Consider the following 18,122-nt stretch of genomic DNA (forward strand, 5'->3'; position numbering starts at 1 on the left):
GCCTCTCGGCTCCTTTTTTTATTCGTTGCTTTCGCTGGTTAACTTAGCCGCTGCCGGAAGCAGCCCGTCGGCGCGGAACATTGATTTAATACCGCGTACGGCCTGGCGGATACGATCGCGGTTTTCGATTAAAGCGAAGCGTACGTGAGTATCACCGTAATCACCAAAACCGATGCCGGGTGAAACGCAGACTTTAGCATCCTGCAGCAGCTTTTTAGCAAACTCCAGGGACCCCATGGCCGCGTACTGCTCAGGGATCTTAGCCCATACGTACATCGAGGCCTTCGGGCACTCCACCATCCAGCCCGCCTCATGTAACCCTTTCACCAGCACGTCCCGGCGGCGTTTGTACTGTTCGGCGATGTCGCGAACGCACTGCTGATCGCCTTCAAGCGCAGCAATAGCCGCAACCTGCAGAGGAGTGAAAGTGCCGTAATCGTGGTAGCTTTTAATGCGCGCCAGCGCATTAACCAACGTTTTGTTACCCACCATAAAGCCAATACGCCAGCCTGCCATATTGTAGCTTTTTGAGAGCGTAAAGAATTCGACGGCCACATCGCGCGCGCCGGGAACCTGCATAATAGAAGGCGCTTTCCAACCGTCATACACAATATCGGCGTAGGCCAAATCGTGCACGACAAGTACGTCATAACGCTTCGCCAGCGCGACGACTTTCTCGAAGAACTCCAGTTCAACGCACTGCGCTGTCGGATTGGATGGAAAACCGAGGATCATCATTTTCGGCTTCGGATAGCTCTCACGAATAGCGCGCTCAAGCTCGTTAAAAAAATCCACGCCTTCAACGAGGGGAACTGAACGAACCTGAGCTCCGGCAATCACCGCACCGTAAATATGAATTGGATAGCTGGGATTCGGCACCAGCACGGTGTCGCCATGGTCAAGCGTCGCCAGCATCAGATGCGCCAGCCCCTCCTTTGAACCGATGGTCACAATCGCTTCTGATTCCGGATCGATCTCTACGTCATAGCGATCCTGATACCAGCGAGAAATCGCCCGGCGCAGTCGCGGGATGCCGCGAGAGGTGGAATAACCGTGCGTATCGGGGCGCTGGGCAACGGTACATAGCTTTTCAACGATATGCGGCGGCGTCGCGCCATCGGGGTTACCCATGCTGAAGTCAATAATATCTTCGCCGCGGCGTCGCGCAGCCATTTTGAGTTCGGCAGTAATATTAAAAACGTACGGGGGGAGACGATCGATACGCGTAAAACGGCGTTCAGGACTGAATTCAGCCATAGATTCCTCGGATTAACGTTAGCGCCCGGACCGTCCGAGCGACGCGGCTGCAACCGCAGCACGTTTAGAAAATAACCCGAATATTTTCTTCTTGTCGAGAGGTGGATTAAAAAAAATTTTTCACGCTGAAAACGGGCATCATTTCAGCTAAATACGGCAGAAAGAAGCATCCTGGATATCATACTCTTCATTAAATTTAACATTTTGATATCTTTAACTTTACGCAAAAAGCACCGCCTGCGCAGACGCTATTGAAACTCAGCGCATCGTCATTAATCCCCTTTTATTTGTGTGACTTTTCCTCATTCCTCTCTTCGGCTGGTCTTCTGCGACGAGGTTTTCTATCATATTGCTTTCTCGCGATTAACACGGCGCACACATGCACGAAATATTTACTATGCTGCTGGCGGTTTTTGACCGCGCGGCATTAATGCTGATTTGTCTCTTTTTTCTCATTCGCCTGCGCCTGTTTCGTGAACTTCTGCATAAATCCGCGCACACGCCAAAAGAGCTGCTGGCCATTACCGCCATTTTCTCCCTGTTTGCCCTTTTCAGTACCTGGTCCGGCGTACCGGTCGAAGGTTCACTGGTCAACGTGCGTATTATCGCAGTCATGTCCGGCGGGATCCTCTTCGGCCCCTGGGTAGGCGCGATAGTGGGCGTCATTGCCGGCGTACATCGCTATCTAATCGATATTGATGGCGTCACCGCCATCCCCTGCTTTATCACCAGCATTGTCGCCGGTCTACTCTCCGGGTTAATCAGTCGTAAAGTCCCTAAAGCGCAGCGCTGGAAAGCGGGGATCCTCGCCGGGATGCTGTGCGAAACCTTAACCATGATACTCGTGGTGGCGTGGGCTCCATCGTTCTCGCTGGGGATAGATATCGTGTCAAAAATCGGTATTCCGATGATCCTTGGCAGCGTATGCATCGGTTTTATCGTTTTGCTGGTGCAGAGCGTTGAAGGGGAAAAGGAGGCCAGCGCCGCGCGTCAGGCGAAACTGGCGCTCGACATCGCTAACAAAACGCTCCCCTTGTTTCGCCACGTCAATAGCGAGTCCCTGCGTCAGGTATGCGATATTATCCGCCGCGATATTAATGCCGATGCCGTCGCCATTACCAATACTCAACATGTGATGGCCTACGTCGGCGTCGGGGAAATCAACTACCGGGATAACGACGACTTTATCAGCCCGACAACGCAACAGGCGATTCGCTATGGAAAAATCATTATTAAAAACAATGACGAAGCTCATCGGACGCCGGAAATACACTCTATGCTGGTCATTCCGCTATGGGAAAAAGGCATCGTCACCGGTACGTTAAAAATCTATTATTGCCACGCTCACCGCATAACCTCATCGCTACAGGAAATGGCGATTGGCCTGTCGCAAATCATCTCGACTCAGCTGGAGGTCTCCCGCGCAGAGCAGCTTCGTGAAATGGCTAATAAAGCCGAACTGCGCGCACTGCAAAGCAAAATTAACCCCCACTTTTTATTCAATGCCCTGAACGCGATTTCGTCGTCGATTCGCATGAATCCGGACACCGCGCGCCAGTTAATTTTTAATCTGTCGCGCTATCTCCGCTACAACATTGAATTAAAAGATGATGAACAAATAGACATCAAAAGGGAGCTGTATCAAATCAAGGATTACATCGCCATTGAACAGGCTCGCTTCGGCGACAAGCTGACGGTGATTTATGATATTGATGATGAAGTCAGCTTTATGATCCCCAGCCTGCTTATTCAGCCGCTGGTGGAGAATGCGATTGTCCACGGGATTCAGCCTTGTAAAGGTAAAGGGGTGGTGACCATCGGCATTAATGAGTGCGGAAATCGGGTACGAATTAGCGTTCGCGATACGGGGAACGGTATTGACCCTGCGGTAGTGGCGAGAGTCGAGGCTAACGAAATGCCGGGAAATAAAATTGGCCTGCTCAATGTTCATCATCGGGTCAAGCTGCTGTACGGCGAAGGCCTGCATATCCGACGCCTGACGCCAGGGACCGAAATCGCCTTCTATGTGCCTCACCAGCACGCGCCCCAGGCGGCCAGGGAGTCGCTGCTGTCATGAGCGGAGATAAAATGAAAGTCATCATTGTTGAAGATGAGTTCCTCGCGCAGCAAGAGCTCACCTGGTTGATTAACACCCATAGCGAGATGGAGATTGTCGGCACCTTTGACGACGGGCTGGACGTACTGAAGTTTTTACAACACAACAAAGTCGACGCCATTTTTCTCGACATCAATATTCCTTCGCTGGATGGCGTACTACTGGCGCAAAATATCAGCCAGTTCGCGCATAAGCCCTTTATCGTATTTATTACCGCGTGGAAAGAACATGCGGTGGAAGCCTTTGAGCTGGAAGCCTTTGATTACATCCTGAAGCCCTATCAGGAGTCGCGCATCATCAATATGCTGCAAAAGCTGACCAGCGCCTGGCAGCAACAGCAGCAGCCGAGCGCCGGTGCGATGCCTAATCCGGCCAGGGAAAATGACACCATTAACCTGATTAAAGATGAGCGGATTATCGTCACCAGCATCCACGATATTTACTATGCGGAAGCGCATGAAAAGATGACTTTTGTTTATACCCGAAGAGAGTCATTTGTGATGCCGATGAATATTACGGAGTTCTGCAACAAGCTACCGACGGCGCACTTTTTCCGCTGTCACCGCTCGTACTGCGTCAACCTGAACAAAATTCGCGAAATCGAACCCTGGTTTAACAACACCTATATTCTGCGGCTTCGCGATCTGGAGTTCCAGGTTCCGGTCAGCCGCAGCAAGGTCAAAGAGTTTCGCCAGCTCATGCATCTGTAGGAAAGTTACCCGGATAAGCGATTTATCCGGGTTAACGTCAGGATTAAAGAACCTGTCCCAGAGTCTGACGCAGGTGGGCTCCGGATCCCAGTAGCCCCGGATTGTCGTGGACGATCAGATAGACCGGGATATCCTGCACGAAGGCTTTAAACCGACCTTTATCTTCAAAACCGCCGCGAAAACCTGAAGCTTTAAAGAAATCGAGGAAGCGCGGCACAATGCCGCCAGCGATATACACGCCGCCAAAAGTACCGAGCGTCAGCGCCAGGTTACCGCCAAAACGGCCCATAATGACGCAAAATAGCGATAGCGCGCGACGGCAATCGATGCAGGTATCGGCCAGCGCACGTTCAGTCACATCCTTAGGCTGCAGATTTTCCGGCAGACGCCCGTCAGATTTAACGATCGCATGATAAAGGTTCACCAGTCCGGGCCCTGAAAGTACGCGCTCGGCGGAGACGTGACCCAGCTCGGTACGCAGCTCTTCCAGAATAATGCCTTCCTCTTCGCTGTTAGGCGCAAAATCCACGTGCCCGCCCTCTCCCGGCAGGCTCACCCAGCGCTTATCGACATGAACCAGATGAGCAACGCCCAACCCGGTACCTGCGCCATAGACGGCTATCGGCTTGCCTTCAATCGGCTTCGCGCCGCCAAACTGAATCAGATGTTCGGCTTTCAACATCGGGATCGCCATCGACACCGCCGTGAAATCATTAATGATTTCCAGATGCGAGAACCCCAGATTTTTTTTCATCTCGGCGATAGAAAATGCCCAGGTGTGGTTGGTCATCGCCACCCAATCGCCGGTAACGGGACAGGCGATGGCTATACAGCCGTCCTCAACCTTGACGTTATGCTCTTCCAGATAGACCTGAACAACAGCTTCAAGACTGGGATAATCGAGCCCGGAATAGGTCTTTGCACGGGAGATCTCCCCGCTTGCCAGATCGCACAACGCCAGACGAGCATTCGTTCCGCCTACGTCCCCTACTAAAGCAAATTTTGTCATTCCGTTACGGCTCCGCTAAAGTCAAAATAATTCTTTTGGCACACTCTAAATTCATGAAGCGCTAACAACAACGACCAACGCATAAGCGCCCCTGGTTTAGCGATCTGCGTCACAATTGAACTGAAATTCATGAAAAATTGAGCATCCTGGCGCTTACAATTTTCAGGTTGCATCATTACTTTATCGTTTCAGCACCATTTGCGTCGACGCTCTTTACGAGTCCATGCAAATTAGTGCCCAGGATACTCAGAAGGATATTTTTCATGCTGCACCCACGCGCCAGAACCATGCTCCTATTATCGATACCCGCAGTCGTCATTGGTATTGCTTGCAGTCTGGTTTTAATCGTGGCGATGAAAATAGCCGCCGTTTTGCAAAATATCCTGTGGACCAGCCTGCCTGCGAGCGTAGGCATCAATGCCGATGGCCCTTTGTGGACGATAGCTATTCTTACCGGAACCGGCATCGCCGTTGGGCTGATCGTGCGCTTTAGTCCCGGGCACGCGGGACCGGACCCGGCAACAGAGTCGCTGATAGGCGCACCGGTCAGCACCAGCGCGCTGCCGGGTCTGCTTGCGGCGCTGATAGTGGGTCTGGCGGGCGGCGTTAGCCTGGGGCCGGAACATCCTATTATGGTCGTGAATATCGCCCTGGCGGCTGCGGTGGGCAGTCGCCTGTTTCCACGCATTACCCCTCTGGACTGGACGATTCTCGCCGCCTCCGGCACCATCGGCGCGCTATTCGGCACTCCGGTCGCGGCGGCGTTGATATTTTCGCAAACGCTGAACGGCAGCAACGATGTTCCCCTGTGGGACAAGCTATTTGCTCCGCTGCTTGCGGCGGCAGCGGGTTCCCTGACCACCAGCCTGTTTTTTCACCCCCATTTTTCGCTACCGCTGCCTTATCTGTCGGAGCTGCGCTTCGTCGACATTATTAGCGGCGCCATCGTGACGCTTATCGCGATTGCCGTTGGCATGGTCGCCGTCTGGTGCCTGCCGCGTCTACACACGCTGATGCATCGTCTGAAAAATCCTGTGCTTACGCTGGGCGTCGGCGGGTTTTTATTAGGGATTCTGGGCGTCATCGGCGGGCATATCACGCTATTTAAAGGCCTTGATGAGATGCAGCAGTTGCCGGTAAGCCTGACGCTTGGCGCCAATGATTACCTGCTTATTGCCGTGATCAAGCTTGCGGCGCTGATACTTGCCGCCGCCTGCGGTTTTCGCGGCGGGCGTATTTTTCCTGCCGTGTTCGTCGGCGTCGCGCTCGGTCTGATGCTGCATGCACACGTTCCCGCCGTGCCGGCAGCCATCACGGTTTCCTGCGCTATCCTCGGCCTGACGCTGGTAGTGACGCGTGATGGCTGGCTGAGCCTGTTTATGGCGGCAGTGGTCGTGTCGGATACCACGCTACTGCCGCTACTGTGCATTGTTATGCTTCCGGCCTGGCTGCTGCTGGCCGGAAAGCCGTTGATGATTGCCAGAAAGCATAGCGATTAAACGCGACTGTTCCTCTCTTCCAGCGCCTGAGTGACCGTGCGCAGAAAGTCGGGGATATCCATTTTGGGCAGCATCACCTCTACCAGCGTCAGTCTGTCTGAGGCGACGCTGCTGTTCATCGCTTCTCTCAGCTCATGCGTGCGAGTCACGCGCCAGCATCGGGACGGGACATCGGGAGCAAAAGCATCAGGCAGACGATTCCAGTCCCAGAGCGCAATATCGTTATACCGCTGCTCGGGGCCGTGAATCGCGCGCTCCACCGTATAGCCTTCGTTATTGAGCAACAGAATCAGCGGACGTTGCTTATCCCTGAGCATCGATCCCAGTTCCTGAATAGTTAACTGCGCTGCGCCATCGCCGACAATCAGCACGACCCTTCTGTCCGCCGCTGCTATTTGCGCCCCGTAGGCTGCCGGAAGGGTGAAACCTATCGATCCCCATAGCGGCTGGACAATCAGCGTTGCGTCAGTGGGCAGCTTAAGCGCGGCGGCGCCAAAAGCCGCGGTTCCCTGATCGGCAAGAATAATGTCTCCCGGGCGGAGCTGTTCCTGCACCGTACTCCAGAAGTTTTTCTGCGTCAGGCTTCCTTCAGGCGCGCCGCTCACCCCGGGCGCCTGAATATTCGGCGGCACCCATTCCCCCGCCAGACTTGCGGAGAGCTCAATGACTATTTCGAGCGCCTTATCCATCGGAACCCGGCTGAACCAATGGTCGCCTACCCGAACGGCAAACGGCTGGATTTCAATCGTTTTTTCCTGCGGCAGATGCTGGGTAAAGCCCGCGGTAATGGTGTCGGTAAAACGGGTGCCGATACAAATAATGGTGTCAGCGTTTTCAATGGCCTCGCGGGTTTCCTCTGCGCTCGCAATCCCGCTGTAAGTGCCAACAAAACCGCTTTGTTGCTCATCAAAAAGCCCTTTGCCCATTAACATCGTGGCGCAGGAGACGGGCACGCTGGCGACCCATTTTCTGAGAACATTTTGTAGCCCATAGCGCTGAGCAAGAAAATCAGCCAGCAGCGATACGCGACGACGACTTCTGAGCATCCGCTCCGCGTGCTCTCGGAATCCCGCCAGCTGGTTCTCATCGGCAGGCAGATTCGGAATAAGCAAAGGATGTGCAGGGGGTGTCGCTTTTGCCTTCGCCACATCGGCAGGCAGCATCAAATAACCGGGGCGATGATGGGTGAGCATCTCGCTGAGTACGCGGTCAATTTCATGGCAGGCATTTCCCGCCGCCAGTACCGCCTGAGAACAGGTAATCTGCTCGCTCATGCGCGAGAAGTGGCTGAAATCACCGTCGCCCAGCGTATGGTGCAGCAGCTCGCCGCGCTGCTGCGCGCCGGTTGAGGGGGCGCCGACAATATGCAGAACCGGAACATGTTCGGCGTAGCTGCCGGCAATACCGTTAAGCGCGCTCAGTTCGCCGACGCCGTAGGTGGTCAACAGCGCGCCTGCGCCTTTGATACGCGCATAGCCATCAGCGGCGTAGGCCGCGTTGAGCTCGTTAGCGCAACCTACCCACCCTAAATTCTGCTGCGCAATAACGCTATCGAGAAACTGTAAATTGTAATCACCAGGTACGCCAAACAAGCGGTCTATGCCGCAATCTACGAGACGATCCAGCAGATAATCGCCAATGGTATAAGTCGGTTGCATATCCTTACTCTCCTCTCGTGCAGGTAAGTTGAGTATTGAATAAGCAGTTGCGCTGTCCAGATTGCACTCAACAAAGACGGTGGAAAGCAAAATTTACGCGTTCCGGGAGTATACTCGCCGGCAAACATTCTTTAGTGTAAACGTATACACAACCCTGTTTTAAGTGCGGAGGAAGTATGGTTTACCAGGCAAACACCACGCGATATCAAACGATGGAATACCGCCGTTGCGGTCATAGCGGGCTAAAGCTACCGGCAATTTCTCTTGGGTTTTGGCATAATTTCGGCGACGAAACGCGGGTGGAAACCAGCCGTCAGCTTCTGCGTCACGCATTCGATCTCGGCATCACCCATTTCGACCTGGCCAACAACTACGGGCCACCGCCGGGTTCCGCGGAGAGCAATTTTGGTCGCATCCTGAAAGAGGACTTCTTGCCCTATCGCGATGAACTGATTATCTCCAGTAAAGCCGGTTACACCATGTGGGACGGCCCCTATGGCGACTGGGGCTCACGCAAATATCTGATTGCCAGCCTCGACCAAAGCCTTAAACGAATGGGCCTCGACTATGTCGATATTTTCTACCACCACCGTCCCGATCCTGAAACGCCGCTGCAGGAAACCATGCGCGCGCTGGACCATCTCGTCCGCCAGGGGAAGGCCCTGTACGTTGGATTATCGAATTATCCTCTCGAACAGGCCCGGGAAGCCGTCAATATTCTTAACGAGCTGGGCACACCGTGTCTGATTCATCAGCCTAAATATTCCATGTTCGAACGCTGGGTCGAGGAGGGTTTACTCGATTTCCTGCAGAGCGCAGGGGTGGGAAGTATAGCGTTTTCACCGCTTGCCGGCGGCCAGTTAACTAACCGTTATCTGCACGGCATTCCGGCGGATTCCCGCGCCGCCAGCGGCAGTCAATTCCTGCAACCGGATCAGCTTACCGAAAGCAAACTGGAAAAGATTCGTCAACTTGACGCAGTGGCCGAAGCCCGCGGGCAGAAGCTCTCGCAGATGGCCCTGGCCTGGGTGCTGCGCGACGAGAAAGTGACTTCGGTATTGATTGGTGCCAGCAAAACCACGCAGCTCGACGATGCGATTGGCATGCTGGAAAACCGCCGTTTCACCGCCGAAGAACAGGCAACGATTGACGCAATCCTTGCGGTGTAAATTCATTTTTACTTTAGCAAAAAGTGCTCTCACTGGCGATTTAGGAGTTCCTCCGATGCGACGGGGCTTTACTGCCCCGTAATATCGGGTTAACAGGCCGACAACGGCCCCGATCGTGAAGGAGAAGAGTATGTTCAGGTCACTGATTTTGGCTGCAGTGCTTCTGGCTTCAGCGCCATTGGTCGCTAACGCTGGTGAAATCACCCTGTTGCCATCAATAAAATTACAAATTGGCGATCGCGACAATTATGGTAACTACTGGGACGGTGGCGGCTGGCGCGACCGTGATTACTGGCGTAAACACTATGAATGGCGCGATAACCGCTGGCGTCGTCACGATAACGGCTGGCATCGCGGCTGGGATAAAGGTAAAGCCTACGAACGCGGCTATCGCGAAGGCTGGAAAGATCGCGACGACCGACGCGGCGGCTGGGGACGAGGCCATGGCGGCCGCGGCCATGGTCACGGGCATCATTAATCGCAAAAGGGAGCCATCCGGCTCCCTTTTTTAATTACCTGCTTAACCGACCAGCGTTCCAACAATCAGCCAGCCGTTGAGCACCACAACCACCGCGACAATCGCCCACCCCAGCACTTTCACCCACCGGGAATTAACCAGATCCCCCATCAGCCGCGCATTGCTGGTAAAGATGAGCAGCGGCACCAGCGCCAGGGCGATACCGAAGCTCAGCAAGACCTGGCTCATCACCAGAATACGCGTCGGATCAAGCCCCATCAAAATCACAATGAATGAAGGCAGCATGGTAATGGCCCGGCGAAACCACAGCGGGATATGAAAGCGAATAAAACCCTGCATTACGACCTGCCCCGCCAGGGTGCCTACAACCGTGGAGGATAAACCGGCGGCGACCAGGCTCAGCCCAAAGATGGTGGCTGCCGCGTGGCTCAACAACGGCTCCAGCGTCAGATAGGCCTGATCGAGATCGGCAACGCCGGTGTGACCATTGAAATGGAAGGCCGCGGCGGCGGTCGCCATCATGGCCAGGTTAACAAAACCTGCGATGGTCATAGCGATGGCAACATCCCAGCGCGTGGCGTTATAGCGCTCTTTGCGCGTCCCCCCGTGCAGGTGCTGAGTGAGCGATGAGTGTAAATAGATAACATGCGGCATGATGGTCGCCCCCAATACCCCGGCGGCAAGGAATACCGCTTCGCTGGTTGGCAGAGACGGTACGAGCATGCCTTTCGCCAGCGGCGCCAGCGCCGGCTGGGAGAAGATAAGTTCAACGACATAAGCCGCCGCAACAAACAGCAGCAGTCCGCCGATGACTTTTTCCAGCGGTTTTTGTCCGCGGCGCTGTAGCATCAGGATCAGGAACGTCGCGATCCCCGTCAATACCGCGCCCTGCAGCAATGACACGCCGAGCACCAGCTTAAATCCAATGGCTGCGCCAATAAACTCTGCAAGGTCGGTCGCCATAGCGATAATTTCCGCCTGCACCCAGTAAAACCACACCACCGGACGCGGGTAGTGGTCGCGAATTTGCTCTGCCAGATTTTTACCGGTAGCAATACCCAGCTTCGCCGACATCACCTGAATCAGCATCGCCATCAGGTTTGCCCACACGACCACCCATAGCAGTTGGTAGCCAAAGCTGGCACCGGCCTGGATGTTAGTGGCGAAATTACCCGGATCGATATAGCCAATGGCAGCAATGAACGCAGGCCCCATCAGGGCGAGCTTAATCTTGCGCGCTGCGCGACCGCTGCTATTCTCAACGCGACTGTTTGTCATTTTCTGCCTCTGGAAATATAGCCTTTGCTATGTTTCATGCTATCAAAATGCGAATGATTATCAAGTTCATTTGGAGCGATGATAATGATTGCTGTGATAGGGGGGAACGATAGCAGGTCAGTAACTTAAAACCGGGGAACTGATAAATTCTCTTAATCAGTCATCAGAATAGTACAACAGCGCAACTTTTAAAACTTTTACGTAACATAACAAAAATGCATGGTTGATCACTATTTTTGCCATTAGTCACATATCCTTGCAATAGTGTGTGCTGGCTCTCGTTTTCTTTGCGCTTGTTACATAGAATGTGCACAGAAATTTAACCTGCCTCATATTTGGAGCAAATATGGACCGCGTCTTGCACTTTATTCTCGCGATCGTAGTGGTGGCTATTCTGGCCCTGTTGGTCAGCCACAACCGTAAGCAGATTCGTATTCGTTATGTCATTCAGCTGCTTGTCATTGAAGTGCTGCTGGCCTGGTTCTTCCTGAACTCTGACATTGGTCTGGGTTTTGTGAAGGGCTTCTCCGAGATGTTCGAAAAACTCCTCGGCTTTGCCAATGAAGGGACAAACTTTGTCTTCGGCAACATGAACGACAAAGGCCTGGCTTTCTTCTTCCTGAAAGTTCTGTGCCCTATCGTCTTCATTTCCGCGCTGATTGGTATTTTGCAGCATATTCGTATTCTGCCTATCGTCATTCGCGCGATCGGAACCGTACTGTCCAAAATCAACGGTATGGGCAAGCTGGAATCCTTTAACGCAGTCAGCTCGCTGATTCTGGGTCAGTCTGAAAACTTCATCGCGTATAAAGATATTCTTGGCAAAATGTCCCGCAACCGCATGTACACCATGGCTGCGACCGCGATGTCTACGGTATCCATGTCAATCGTAGGTGCGTACATGACCATGCTGCAGCCGAAATACGTTGTTGCGGCGCTGGTACTCAACATGTTCAGTACCTTTATCGTTCTGTCGCTGATTAACCCGTATCGCGTTGACGAAAGCGAAGAAAATCTGCAGATGTCTAATCTGCATGAAGGCCAAAGCTTCTTCGAAATGCTGGGTGAATATATCCTGGCGGGCTTTAAGGTGGCGATTATCGTGGCCGCCATGCTGATTGGCTTTATTGCCCTGATCTCCGCGCTGAACGCCCTGTTCGCCACCGTTACCGGCTGGTTTGGCTATAGCATCTCCTTCCAGGGGATCCTCGGCTATATCTTCTATCCGGTGGCGTGGATCATGGGCGTACCGGCAGGCGAAGCGCTGCAGGTAGGTAGTATTATGGCAACCAAGCTGGTTTCTAACGAATTCGTCGCCATGATGGATCTGCAGAAAGTGGCCGCCACGCTCTCACCGCGTGCGGAAGGTATCATCTCTATCTTCCTGGTCTCCTTCGCTAACTTCTCATCTATCGGCATTATCGCTGGCGCAATTAAAGGCCTGAACGAAGAGCAAGGTAACGTGGTTTCTCGCTTCGGCCTGAAGCTGGTTTACGGTTCCACTCTGGTGAGCGTGCTTTCTGCGTCTATCGCCGCGCTGGTACTGTAATCCCTCTTCGCTAGAGAGAAAGCCGGGCAAGTCCCGGCTTTTTTACGTCCGCAGCTCGCTCAGCGGCTGCGGTTTACCTACCAGATACCCCTGGAGGTAATCGACCCCTAGCTGAAGAAGTTTTTCCCGCTGCTCCGGCGTTTCAACGTATTCCGCCACCACCTTCATCTTTTTAACCTTAGCCATTTCGATAATCGATTTGACCATAATGGCGTCCAGCGGATCGGTTTCGATATCCCGCACGAAGCAACCGTCAATTTTTAAAATATCGGCCTGCAGGCTTTTCAGCCGCTCATAGTTAGCGTAGCCGGTGCCAAAATCATCGATAGCGATAGCGCAGCCGAATTCTCGCAGCTGCTGTATGTTATACATACTGGTTTCCACATCGGAAAACGCCTGCTCTTCGGTGACTTCAATCGTTATCGCCTCCGCCGACAGGTTATAGCGTTTAAAAAGCGAGATAATTTGCGTCGCGCTATCCTTTTGCATCAGCGTATAGGGCAGCAGATTCACGGAGAAGTGCTGCCCTTGATGGTGCCTGAGCGAGCTGAACAGCGTTTCCAGTACCTGCATATCAAAGCGCTGGCTCAGATTAAACTGCGCGATCGGCGGAATAAACTTATCGGGCGTAATGATGTTATTACCGCAGCGCATACGGCAAAGAACTTCGTAGTATCCCTTTCCTGCGGCATCGCGGATGGGCTGGGCATACAGTACCAGACCGCGCTCGTTAAGCGCCTGCTTAATCTGCGCCAGCAGCCGGACCTGTTCGCTTGTTTGATCGGAAATCTGTTCCTGAGCGGCGTCAAGCGCTAACACGCGACGAGCCGCGCCGGCCTGCTCCGATAGCCAGCTAAGCTGACCAAGCATCGGGTGAATATCCGATTCGGTACCGCTATAGCCTCCCCACGATGCGCCAAACTCGAGATCCAACGTCTGGTTGTTCCAGCTGAACTTCTTATGGTTAAGCGTGGAAACGATATGATTTAAACGCGCCTCAGGTTCAGGGCCGTTTAGCACCAGCAATAGCTCGCTGCCGGGAAGCTGAAAAATCCGCTCTCCCTGAGACAATAGCGGCTGTAGCTTACAGGCGATTTGCCGTTTGCTCTCAACCCTCATCATCATGCCGTAATGGCGGCTAAGGAAATCCAGATTCTGTATTCGCAGGCTGCTTATAGCAACCGCGGGGTTACGCTGCAGATGACTCTCCAGCGCACGCAAATTGGGCAAACCGGTTAGCGGATCTTCTTCCGCCTGGTCTCGCCATCTGAACTTCATTCTTTCACTGCGCGCGTAGATATCCGCCATATAAAACAGACAGATAGTGAAACAAATTAGCACCGAAAGCACAAATGACAGGGAATATTCAGTTTGTACCCCATGCAAAAAATTCTGGTTATAGGCCACGAGTAAAAATGCTGAAACGGACCACGAAATGCGAATCAGCGTATGCGCCAGACGACTAATACCAATAAAGTACAAAATGAAAATAAGAGGAACTAAATAACCAGCAATAAAAACAGAATCATAAGGCGTACATAGCACCAGTAATATTGCCGCCAGCACTACAAACCAGTACAGCGTAAATACTCGCTGCTCGCGCACTTGCCATGAATGACAAAGATTGCGCCAGAATACTCGCGCATATCGCGGACTGATAATCATCCGCAACGGATAATAAAAGAAGGTCGTAAAAATTAACGCAGCGCTAATCAGGCTCTGTATATCGATAACGGTGTAGATAACCGACATATTGCCGAAATAGCTGGAAATCGCCAGCGGAAACGAAAAGAAGCGCCCCGCCAGATACATTGTGATCTTGAGCAGAATTGGCGCGAAGAAACCGCCCCAGAAAACCCTCACGCCCATATGTTTCGCCGTCAGCCCGGCGCGCCAGCGCCTTCCAAGCTGATAACGGACAATAGCGCAGGAGAGGAATACCGAGAAGAGCTGGCAAAAAAGCAGGATGACCGCCTGAGTGAAGGTCAGATCGATTATCCAGGCATTGGTAATCGCAAACGCGATTACCAATGGAGCAACGGCATAGCGGCCAAAAATAAAAAGCACAGCATACATTAAGCTCAACGGCAGCCATGCCAGATAAATTTGATTTCCGTCAATAATAGTTTGAGGAGAAATAAATCGGGACAGCGGAATTGCGATAAAGCAGACCAGGAGCGCCAGCAGAGTTTTTTTGATCTTAATGTTAAAATGATCAATCATTATTGTTAATTAAAACTCCTGCGGCAACAAATATATTTAGGCAGCAAATATTATGTTGCTTAATAAAGGCAGGCAAGATTTTAAATAGTGAAAAAATCTGAAATTACTTAACGCGGAGATTTACTGACTTATTCAGAAAGTACTTTACATTTCCCTGATAAAAACAAAAACCCCCGCCGCAGCGAGGGTTCGGAATTTGGTGGAGCTAAGCGGGATCGAACCGCTGACCTCTTGCATGCCATGCAAGCGCTCTCCCAGCTGAGCTATAGCCCCACAGGACCTCTTTACGAACCAAATCTGCTGGGTGCAGGATTTGGTGGAGCTAAGCGGGATCGAACCGCTGACCTCTTGCATGCCATGCAAGCGCTCTCCCAGCTGAGCTATAGCCCCGTAACGTAAAGCGTGTCGTGTTGACGGGCGGCATAATATGAATTCCTTCGTCAGGTGTCAACGGCAAAATGAATCCCCGCAATTTGATCGCTGAAAAAGCAGGCAAACGGCTGACATTGCGAGCCTTATCGCAGCCAGAAGCTAAACATGTCACTCTTTCCTGTAAAAGGATGCTATAACATGTGCAACTAATTCCCACATATTTACTCAGGAAATAGTATGCTCAAGGAACGAATGACACCTGAAGAAATAGCGCATCTGACTGGCTTCAGTCGGCAAACCATAAACAAATGGGTACGTAAAGAGGGGTGGCAAACCTCCCCGCGCCCCGGCGTTCAGGGCGGTAAAGCGCGCCTCGTACATGTCAATGAGCAGGTTCGCGAATTCATACGCAGCGCGCAGCGCGTGGCCGAAAACCCGGTCCCCTACTCCGCAACGGATAACGAACTGGAATCTCTGCTTCTTACGCTGTGCAAAGAGATGACGCCGGGTGAGCAAAAGTTGCTGATGTCGCTGCTGTTGCGTGAAGGGATCACAGGATTACTCAACCGACTGGGTATCCGCGATCGGTGAAAGCATGATGAAACTTAAAGATAAAATGACGCCAGCGGAGCTCGCCGAGAGTCTTAACCTCGCCCGACAAACCATAAACCGCTGGGCCAGAGAACAAAAATGGCGGACGGAACCGATACCCGGAGTCAAAGGGGGGCGCGCTCGTCTTATCGTCATCGACAGGCCGGTTATCGATTTCCTCGCCAATATTCCGGCGCTACGGCATCTGGCGATAGATAATCAGCTGGCTGAACAGCCCGTCAAATACTTTGTGAATGATGCTGACGCCATATGGCGGCAGATTGTCGAAACCATGCACCTGATGACCCCGACCGAACAGTTACACCTGCGCGATCTTCTTGCGCGCGAGGGGATTAGCGGATTTCTCTCCCGGCTTGGTATTACTGATGCAAAGTAGCAGGCAAAAAAAACGGCGGGGTTAGCTATCCCCGCCGTTTTGCAATGTCTGTTTCAAGTATCAGGATTGTTGGCTTTCGCGTTCAGCAATAAAGGCCAGCGCCTTATTGATACGTTCTACGCTACGGGATTTGCCAATTGCATGCACGGTCACATCAAGCGCCGGAGACTGGCCTGCGCCGGTTACGGCAACTCGCAGCGGCATCCCGACTTTGCCCATCCCGACTTCCAGTTCATCAGCCGTCGCCTGAATCGCGTGATGAACATTTTCCGCAGTCCAGTCACTGATAGCGGCTAATTTATCGCGTACCACTTCCAGCGGCTGACGAGCAACAGGGCGCAGGTGCTTTTTCGCCGCATCGGCATCAAACTCGGCAAAATCTTCATAGAAATAACGGCAGCTCGCCGCCATCTCTTTCAGCGTTTTGCAGCGTTCGCCCAGCAGCTTAACCAGCTCAGCCAGCTGCGGGCCGTTACGGGTGTCGATATTTTCCTGCTCAATGTGCCACTGTAAATGCGTTGCCACATATTCCGGGGCCAGCGAGTTGATATAGTGATGGTTCAGCCACTGCAGTTTTTCGGTGTTGAACGCGCTCGCAGATTTGCTCACCGCTCCCAGGCTAAACAGCTTAATCATCTCTTCGCGAGAGAAAATCTCCTGGTCGCCGCTGGACCATCCCAGACGCACCAGATAGTTCAGCAGCGCTTCCGGCAGGTAGCCGTCGTCGCGATACTGCATAACGCTGACCGCGCCGTGACGCTTGGATAATTTTTTACCGTCATCGCCGTTAATCATCGAAACGTGGGCGTAAACCGGCACAGGCGCATTCAGCGCTTTCAGGATGTTAATCTGGCGCGGTGTATTGTTGATATGGTCTTCACCACGAATAACGTGGGTGATTTCCATATCCCAGTCGTCAACCACGACGCAGAAGTTATAGGTTGGAGAACCATCGGTACGGCGAATAATCAGATCGTCCAGCTCATGGTTGCTGAATTCGATCGGACCGCGGATCTGGTCGTCAAAAACAACGGACCCCTCTTCCGGGTTGGCAAAACGAACAACGCAAGGTTCATCATCAGCATGATGTTCGTGACCATGGCGGCAGCGACCGTCATAACGCGGCTTTTCGCCTTTTGCCATTTGTTCTTCACGCAGCGCTTCCAGACGCTCTTTAGAGCAATAGCATTTATAGGCCGTGCCCGCCTCCAGCATTTCATCAATGACGGCGTTATAGCGATCAAAACGCTTGGTCTGGAAGTACGGACCCTCATCCCATTCCAGGCTCAGCCAGTTCATACCATCCATGATGGCTTCAATGGCCTCCGGCGTGGAGCGCTCAAGATCGGTATCTTCAATACGCAGCACAAACTCACCGCCGTGGTTACGTGCAAAAAGCCAGGAATAGAGAGCAGTACGCGCGCCGCCAACGTGCAGATAGCCTGTCGGGCTGGGCGCGAAGCGAGTTTTGATTTTCATGAAGTGGCCTTACGTTTGATAAAGGTGCCGACACGCGGCAGTGTTCGTTGGATTTTATGGAGGAATATTCTAACACCGTGGGCTGATTCCTCAATGTTGTTACCGTTTCAACGTCACGCTTTACCCTTTTTGTTTATAAATCATGCGTCATAGATGACATTGCGATCGTTTTGTTTAATTTTACGACGAACAAACAAATTATTTAGAAAAGGCGTTGACTCATTTTCAACTCTCCCTATAATGCGACTCCACACAGCGGGGGTGATTAGCTCAGCTGGGAGAGCACCTCCCTTACAAGGAGGGGGTCGGCGGTTCGATCCCGTCATCACCCACCACT

General features: G+C 52.7%; 14 protein-coding genes and 3 tRNA genes. 9 read left to right on the plus strand and 8 right to left on the minus strand.

The window, feature by feature from the left end; all coding sequences use genetic code 11:
• Window positions 1-18 precede the first annotated feature (18 nt).
• Window positions 19-1,257, minus strand: a complete 1,239-nt coding sequence (alaC, locus tag ABLV12_RS14495) for an alanine transaminase (RefSeq protein WP_004104296.1) — start codon at window positions 1,255-1,257, stop codon at window positions 19-21.
• A 397-nt stretch (window positions 1,258-1,654) separates the two neighbouring features.
• On the opposite strand from alaC, the gene ABLV12_RS14500 reads away from it, so the two are divergent.
• Together ABLV12_RS14500 and ABLV12_RS14505 are read left to right on the plus strand one after the other, a co-directional pair.
• Complete coding sequence (locus ABLV12_RS14500; RefSeq protein WP_160886158.1) at window positions 1,655-3,334, plus strand: sensor histidine kinase; 1,680 nt, start codon at window positions 1,655-1,657, stop codon at window positions 3,332-3,334.
• An 11-nt stretch (window positions 3,335-3,345) separates the two neighbouring features.
• Window positions 3,346-4,083, plus strand: coding sequence for a LytTR family DNA-binding domain-containing protein (locus ABLV12_RS14505; RefSeq protein WP_023321391.1), 738 nt, complete (start codon window positions 3,346-3,348; stop codon window positions 4,081-4,083).
• A 43-nt stretch (window positions 4,084-4,126) separates the two neighbouring features.
• On the opposite strand, the gene glk is transcribed toward ABLV12_RS14505, so the two are convergent.
• Window positions 4,127-5,092, minus strand: a complete 966-nt coding sequence (glk, locus tag ABLV12_RS14510; RefSeq protein ID WP_160886088.1) for a glucokinase — start codon at window positions 5,090-5,092, stop codon at window positions 4,127-4,129.
• A gap of 263 nt (window positions 5,093-5,355) precedes the next feature.
• Here glk and ABLV12_RS14515 point away from each other — a divergent pair, with 263 nt between their 5' ends.
• The gene (locus ABLV12_RS14515) at window positions 5,356-6,591 is read left to right on the plus strand and encodes an ion channel protein (protein ID WP_142448110.1); all 1,236 of its coding nucleotides are present in this window, start codon (window positions 5,356-5,358) and stop codon (window positions 6,589-6,591) included.
• On the opposite strand, the gene ABLV12_RS14520 is transcribed toward ABLV12_RS14515, so the two are convergent.
• Window positions 6,588-8,249: a thiamine pyrophosphate-binding protein gene (locus ABLV12_RS14520; protein ID WP_016809330.1), complete on the minus strand. Its 1,662-nt coding sequence runs from the start codon at window positions 8,247-8,249 to the stop codon at window positions 6,588-6,590. The genes ABLV12_RS14515 and ABLV12_RS14520 overlap by 4 nt on opposite strands.
• Before the next feature lie 176 nt (window positions 8,250-8,425).
• Here ABLV12_RS14520 and mgrA point away from each other — a divergent pair, with 176 nt between their 5' ends.
• A complete protein-coding gene (gene mgrA, locus ABLV12_RS14525) occupies window positions 8,426-9,418 on the plus strand; it encodes an L-glyceraldehyde 3-phosphate reductase (protein ID WP_348867125.1) in 993 nt (330 codons plus the stop codon).
• A gap of 130 nt (window positions 9,419-9,548) precedes the next feature.
• Window positions 9,549-9,896, plus strand: a complete 348-nt coding sequence (locus ABLV12_RS14530) for a DUF2502 domain-containing protein (protein WP_004104306.1) — start codon at window positions 9,549-9,551, stop codon at window positions 9,894-9,896.
• A gap of 42 nt (window positions 9,897-9,938) precedes the next feature.
• Here the strand turns inward: ABLV12_RS14530 and ABLV12_RS14535 are convergent, their stop codons facing one another.
• Entirely contained in the window at window positions 9,939-11,174 is a 1,236-nt protein-coding gene (locus ABLV12_RS14535; RefSeq protein WP_004114311.1) for an Nramp family divalent metal transporter, read from the minus strand.
• Between the two features lie 346 nt (window positions 11,175-11,520).
• Here ABLV12_RS14535 and ABLV12_RS14540 point away from each other — a divergent pair, with 346 nt between their 5' ends.
• Window positions 11,521-12,723, plus strand: coding sequence for a NupC/NupG family nucleoside CNT transporter (locus ABLV12_RS14540; protein ID WP_023329888.1), 1,203 nt, complete (start codon window positions 11,521-11,523; stop codon window positions 12,721-12,723).
• Window positions 12,724-12,765: 42 nt separating this feature from the next.
• Here the strand turns inward: ABLV12_RS14540 and ABLV12_RS14545 are convergent, their stop codons facing one another.
• From ABLV12_RS14545 to ABLV12_RS14555, 3 genes are all read right to left on the minus strand, one after another.
• Window positions 12,766-14,946, minus strand: a complete 2,181-nt coding sequence (locus ABLV12_RS14545; protein ID WP_160886094.1) for an EAL domain-containing protein — start codon at window positions 14,944-14,946, stop codon at window positions 12,766-12,768.
• Between the two features lie 197 nt (window positions 14,947-15,143).
• Window positions 15,144-15,219, minus strand: a tRNA-Ala gene (locus ABLV12_RS14550).
• 41 nt (window positions 15,220-15,260) lie between these two features.
• Window positions 15,261-15,336: transfer RNA gene (locus ABLV12_RS14555), tRNA-Ala, on the minus strand.
• A 219-nt stretch (window positions 15,337-15,555) separates the two neighbouring features.
• On the opposite strand from ABLV12_RS14555, the gene ABLV12_RS14560 reads away from it, so the two are divergent.
• Together ABLV12_RS14560 and ABLV12_RS14565 are read left to right on the plus strand one after the other, a co-directional pair.
• Window positions 15,556-15,909 (plus strand): YfeC-like transcriptional regulator, encoded by a 354-nt coding sequence (locus tag ABLV12_RS14560; protein ID WP_004104315.1) that lies wholly within the window; start codon window positions 15,556-15,558, stop codon window positions 15,907-15,909.
• Between the two features lie 4 nt (window positions 15,910-15,913).
• Complete coding sequence (locus ABLV12_RS14565; RefSeq protein WP_004104316.1) at window positions 15,914-16,306, plus strand: YfeC-like transcriptional regulator; 393 nt, start codon at window positions 15,914-15,916, stop codon at window positions 16,304-16,306.
• A gap of 60 nt (window positions 16,307-16,366) precedes the next feature.
• On the opposite strand, the gene gltX is transcribed toward ABLV12_RS14565, so the two are convergent.
• Window positions 16,367-17,785 carry a glutamate--tRNA ligase gene (gltX, locus tag ABLV12_RS14570; protein WP_004104317.1) on the minus strand — a complete coding sequence of 473 codons (1,419 nt, stop codon included), beginning with the start codon at window positions 17,783-17,785 and terminating at the stop codon, window positions 16,367-16,369.
• A 259-nt stretch (window positions 17,786-18,044) separates the two neighbouring features.
• Between gltX and ABLV12_RS14575 the strand changes: the two genes are divergently transcribed.
• A tRNA-Val gene (locus tag ABLV12_RS14575) sits at window positions 18,045-18,120 on the plus strand.
• Window positions 18,121-18,122: the final 2 nt, after the last annotated feature.

Origin of the sequence: Klebsiella sp. CN_Kp100, from assembly GCF_040065315.1 — a bacterium.
GTDB lineage: Bacteria > Pseudomonadota > Gammaproteobacteria > Enterobacterales > Enterobacteriaceae > Klebsiella > Klebsiella oxytoca.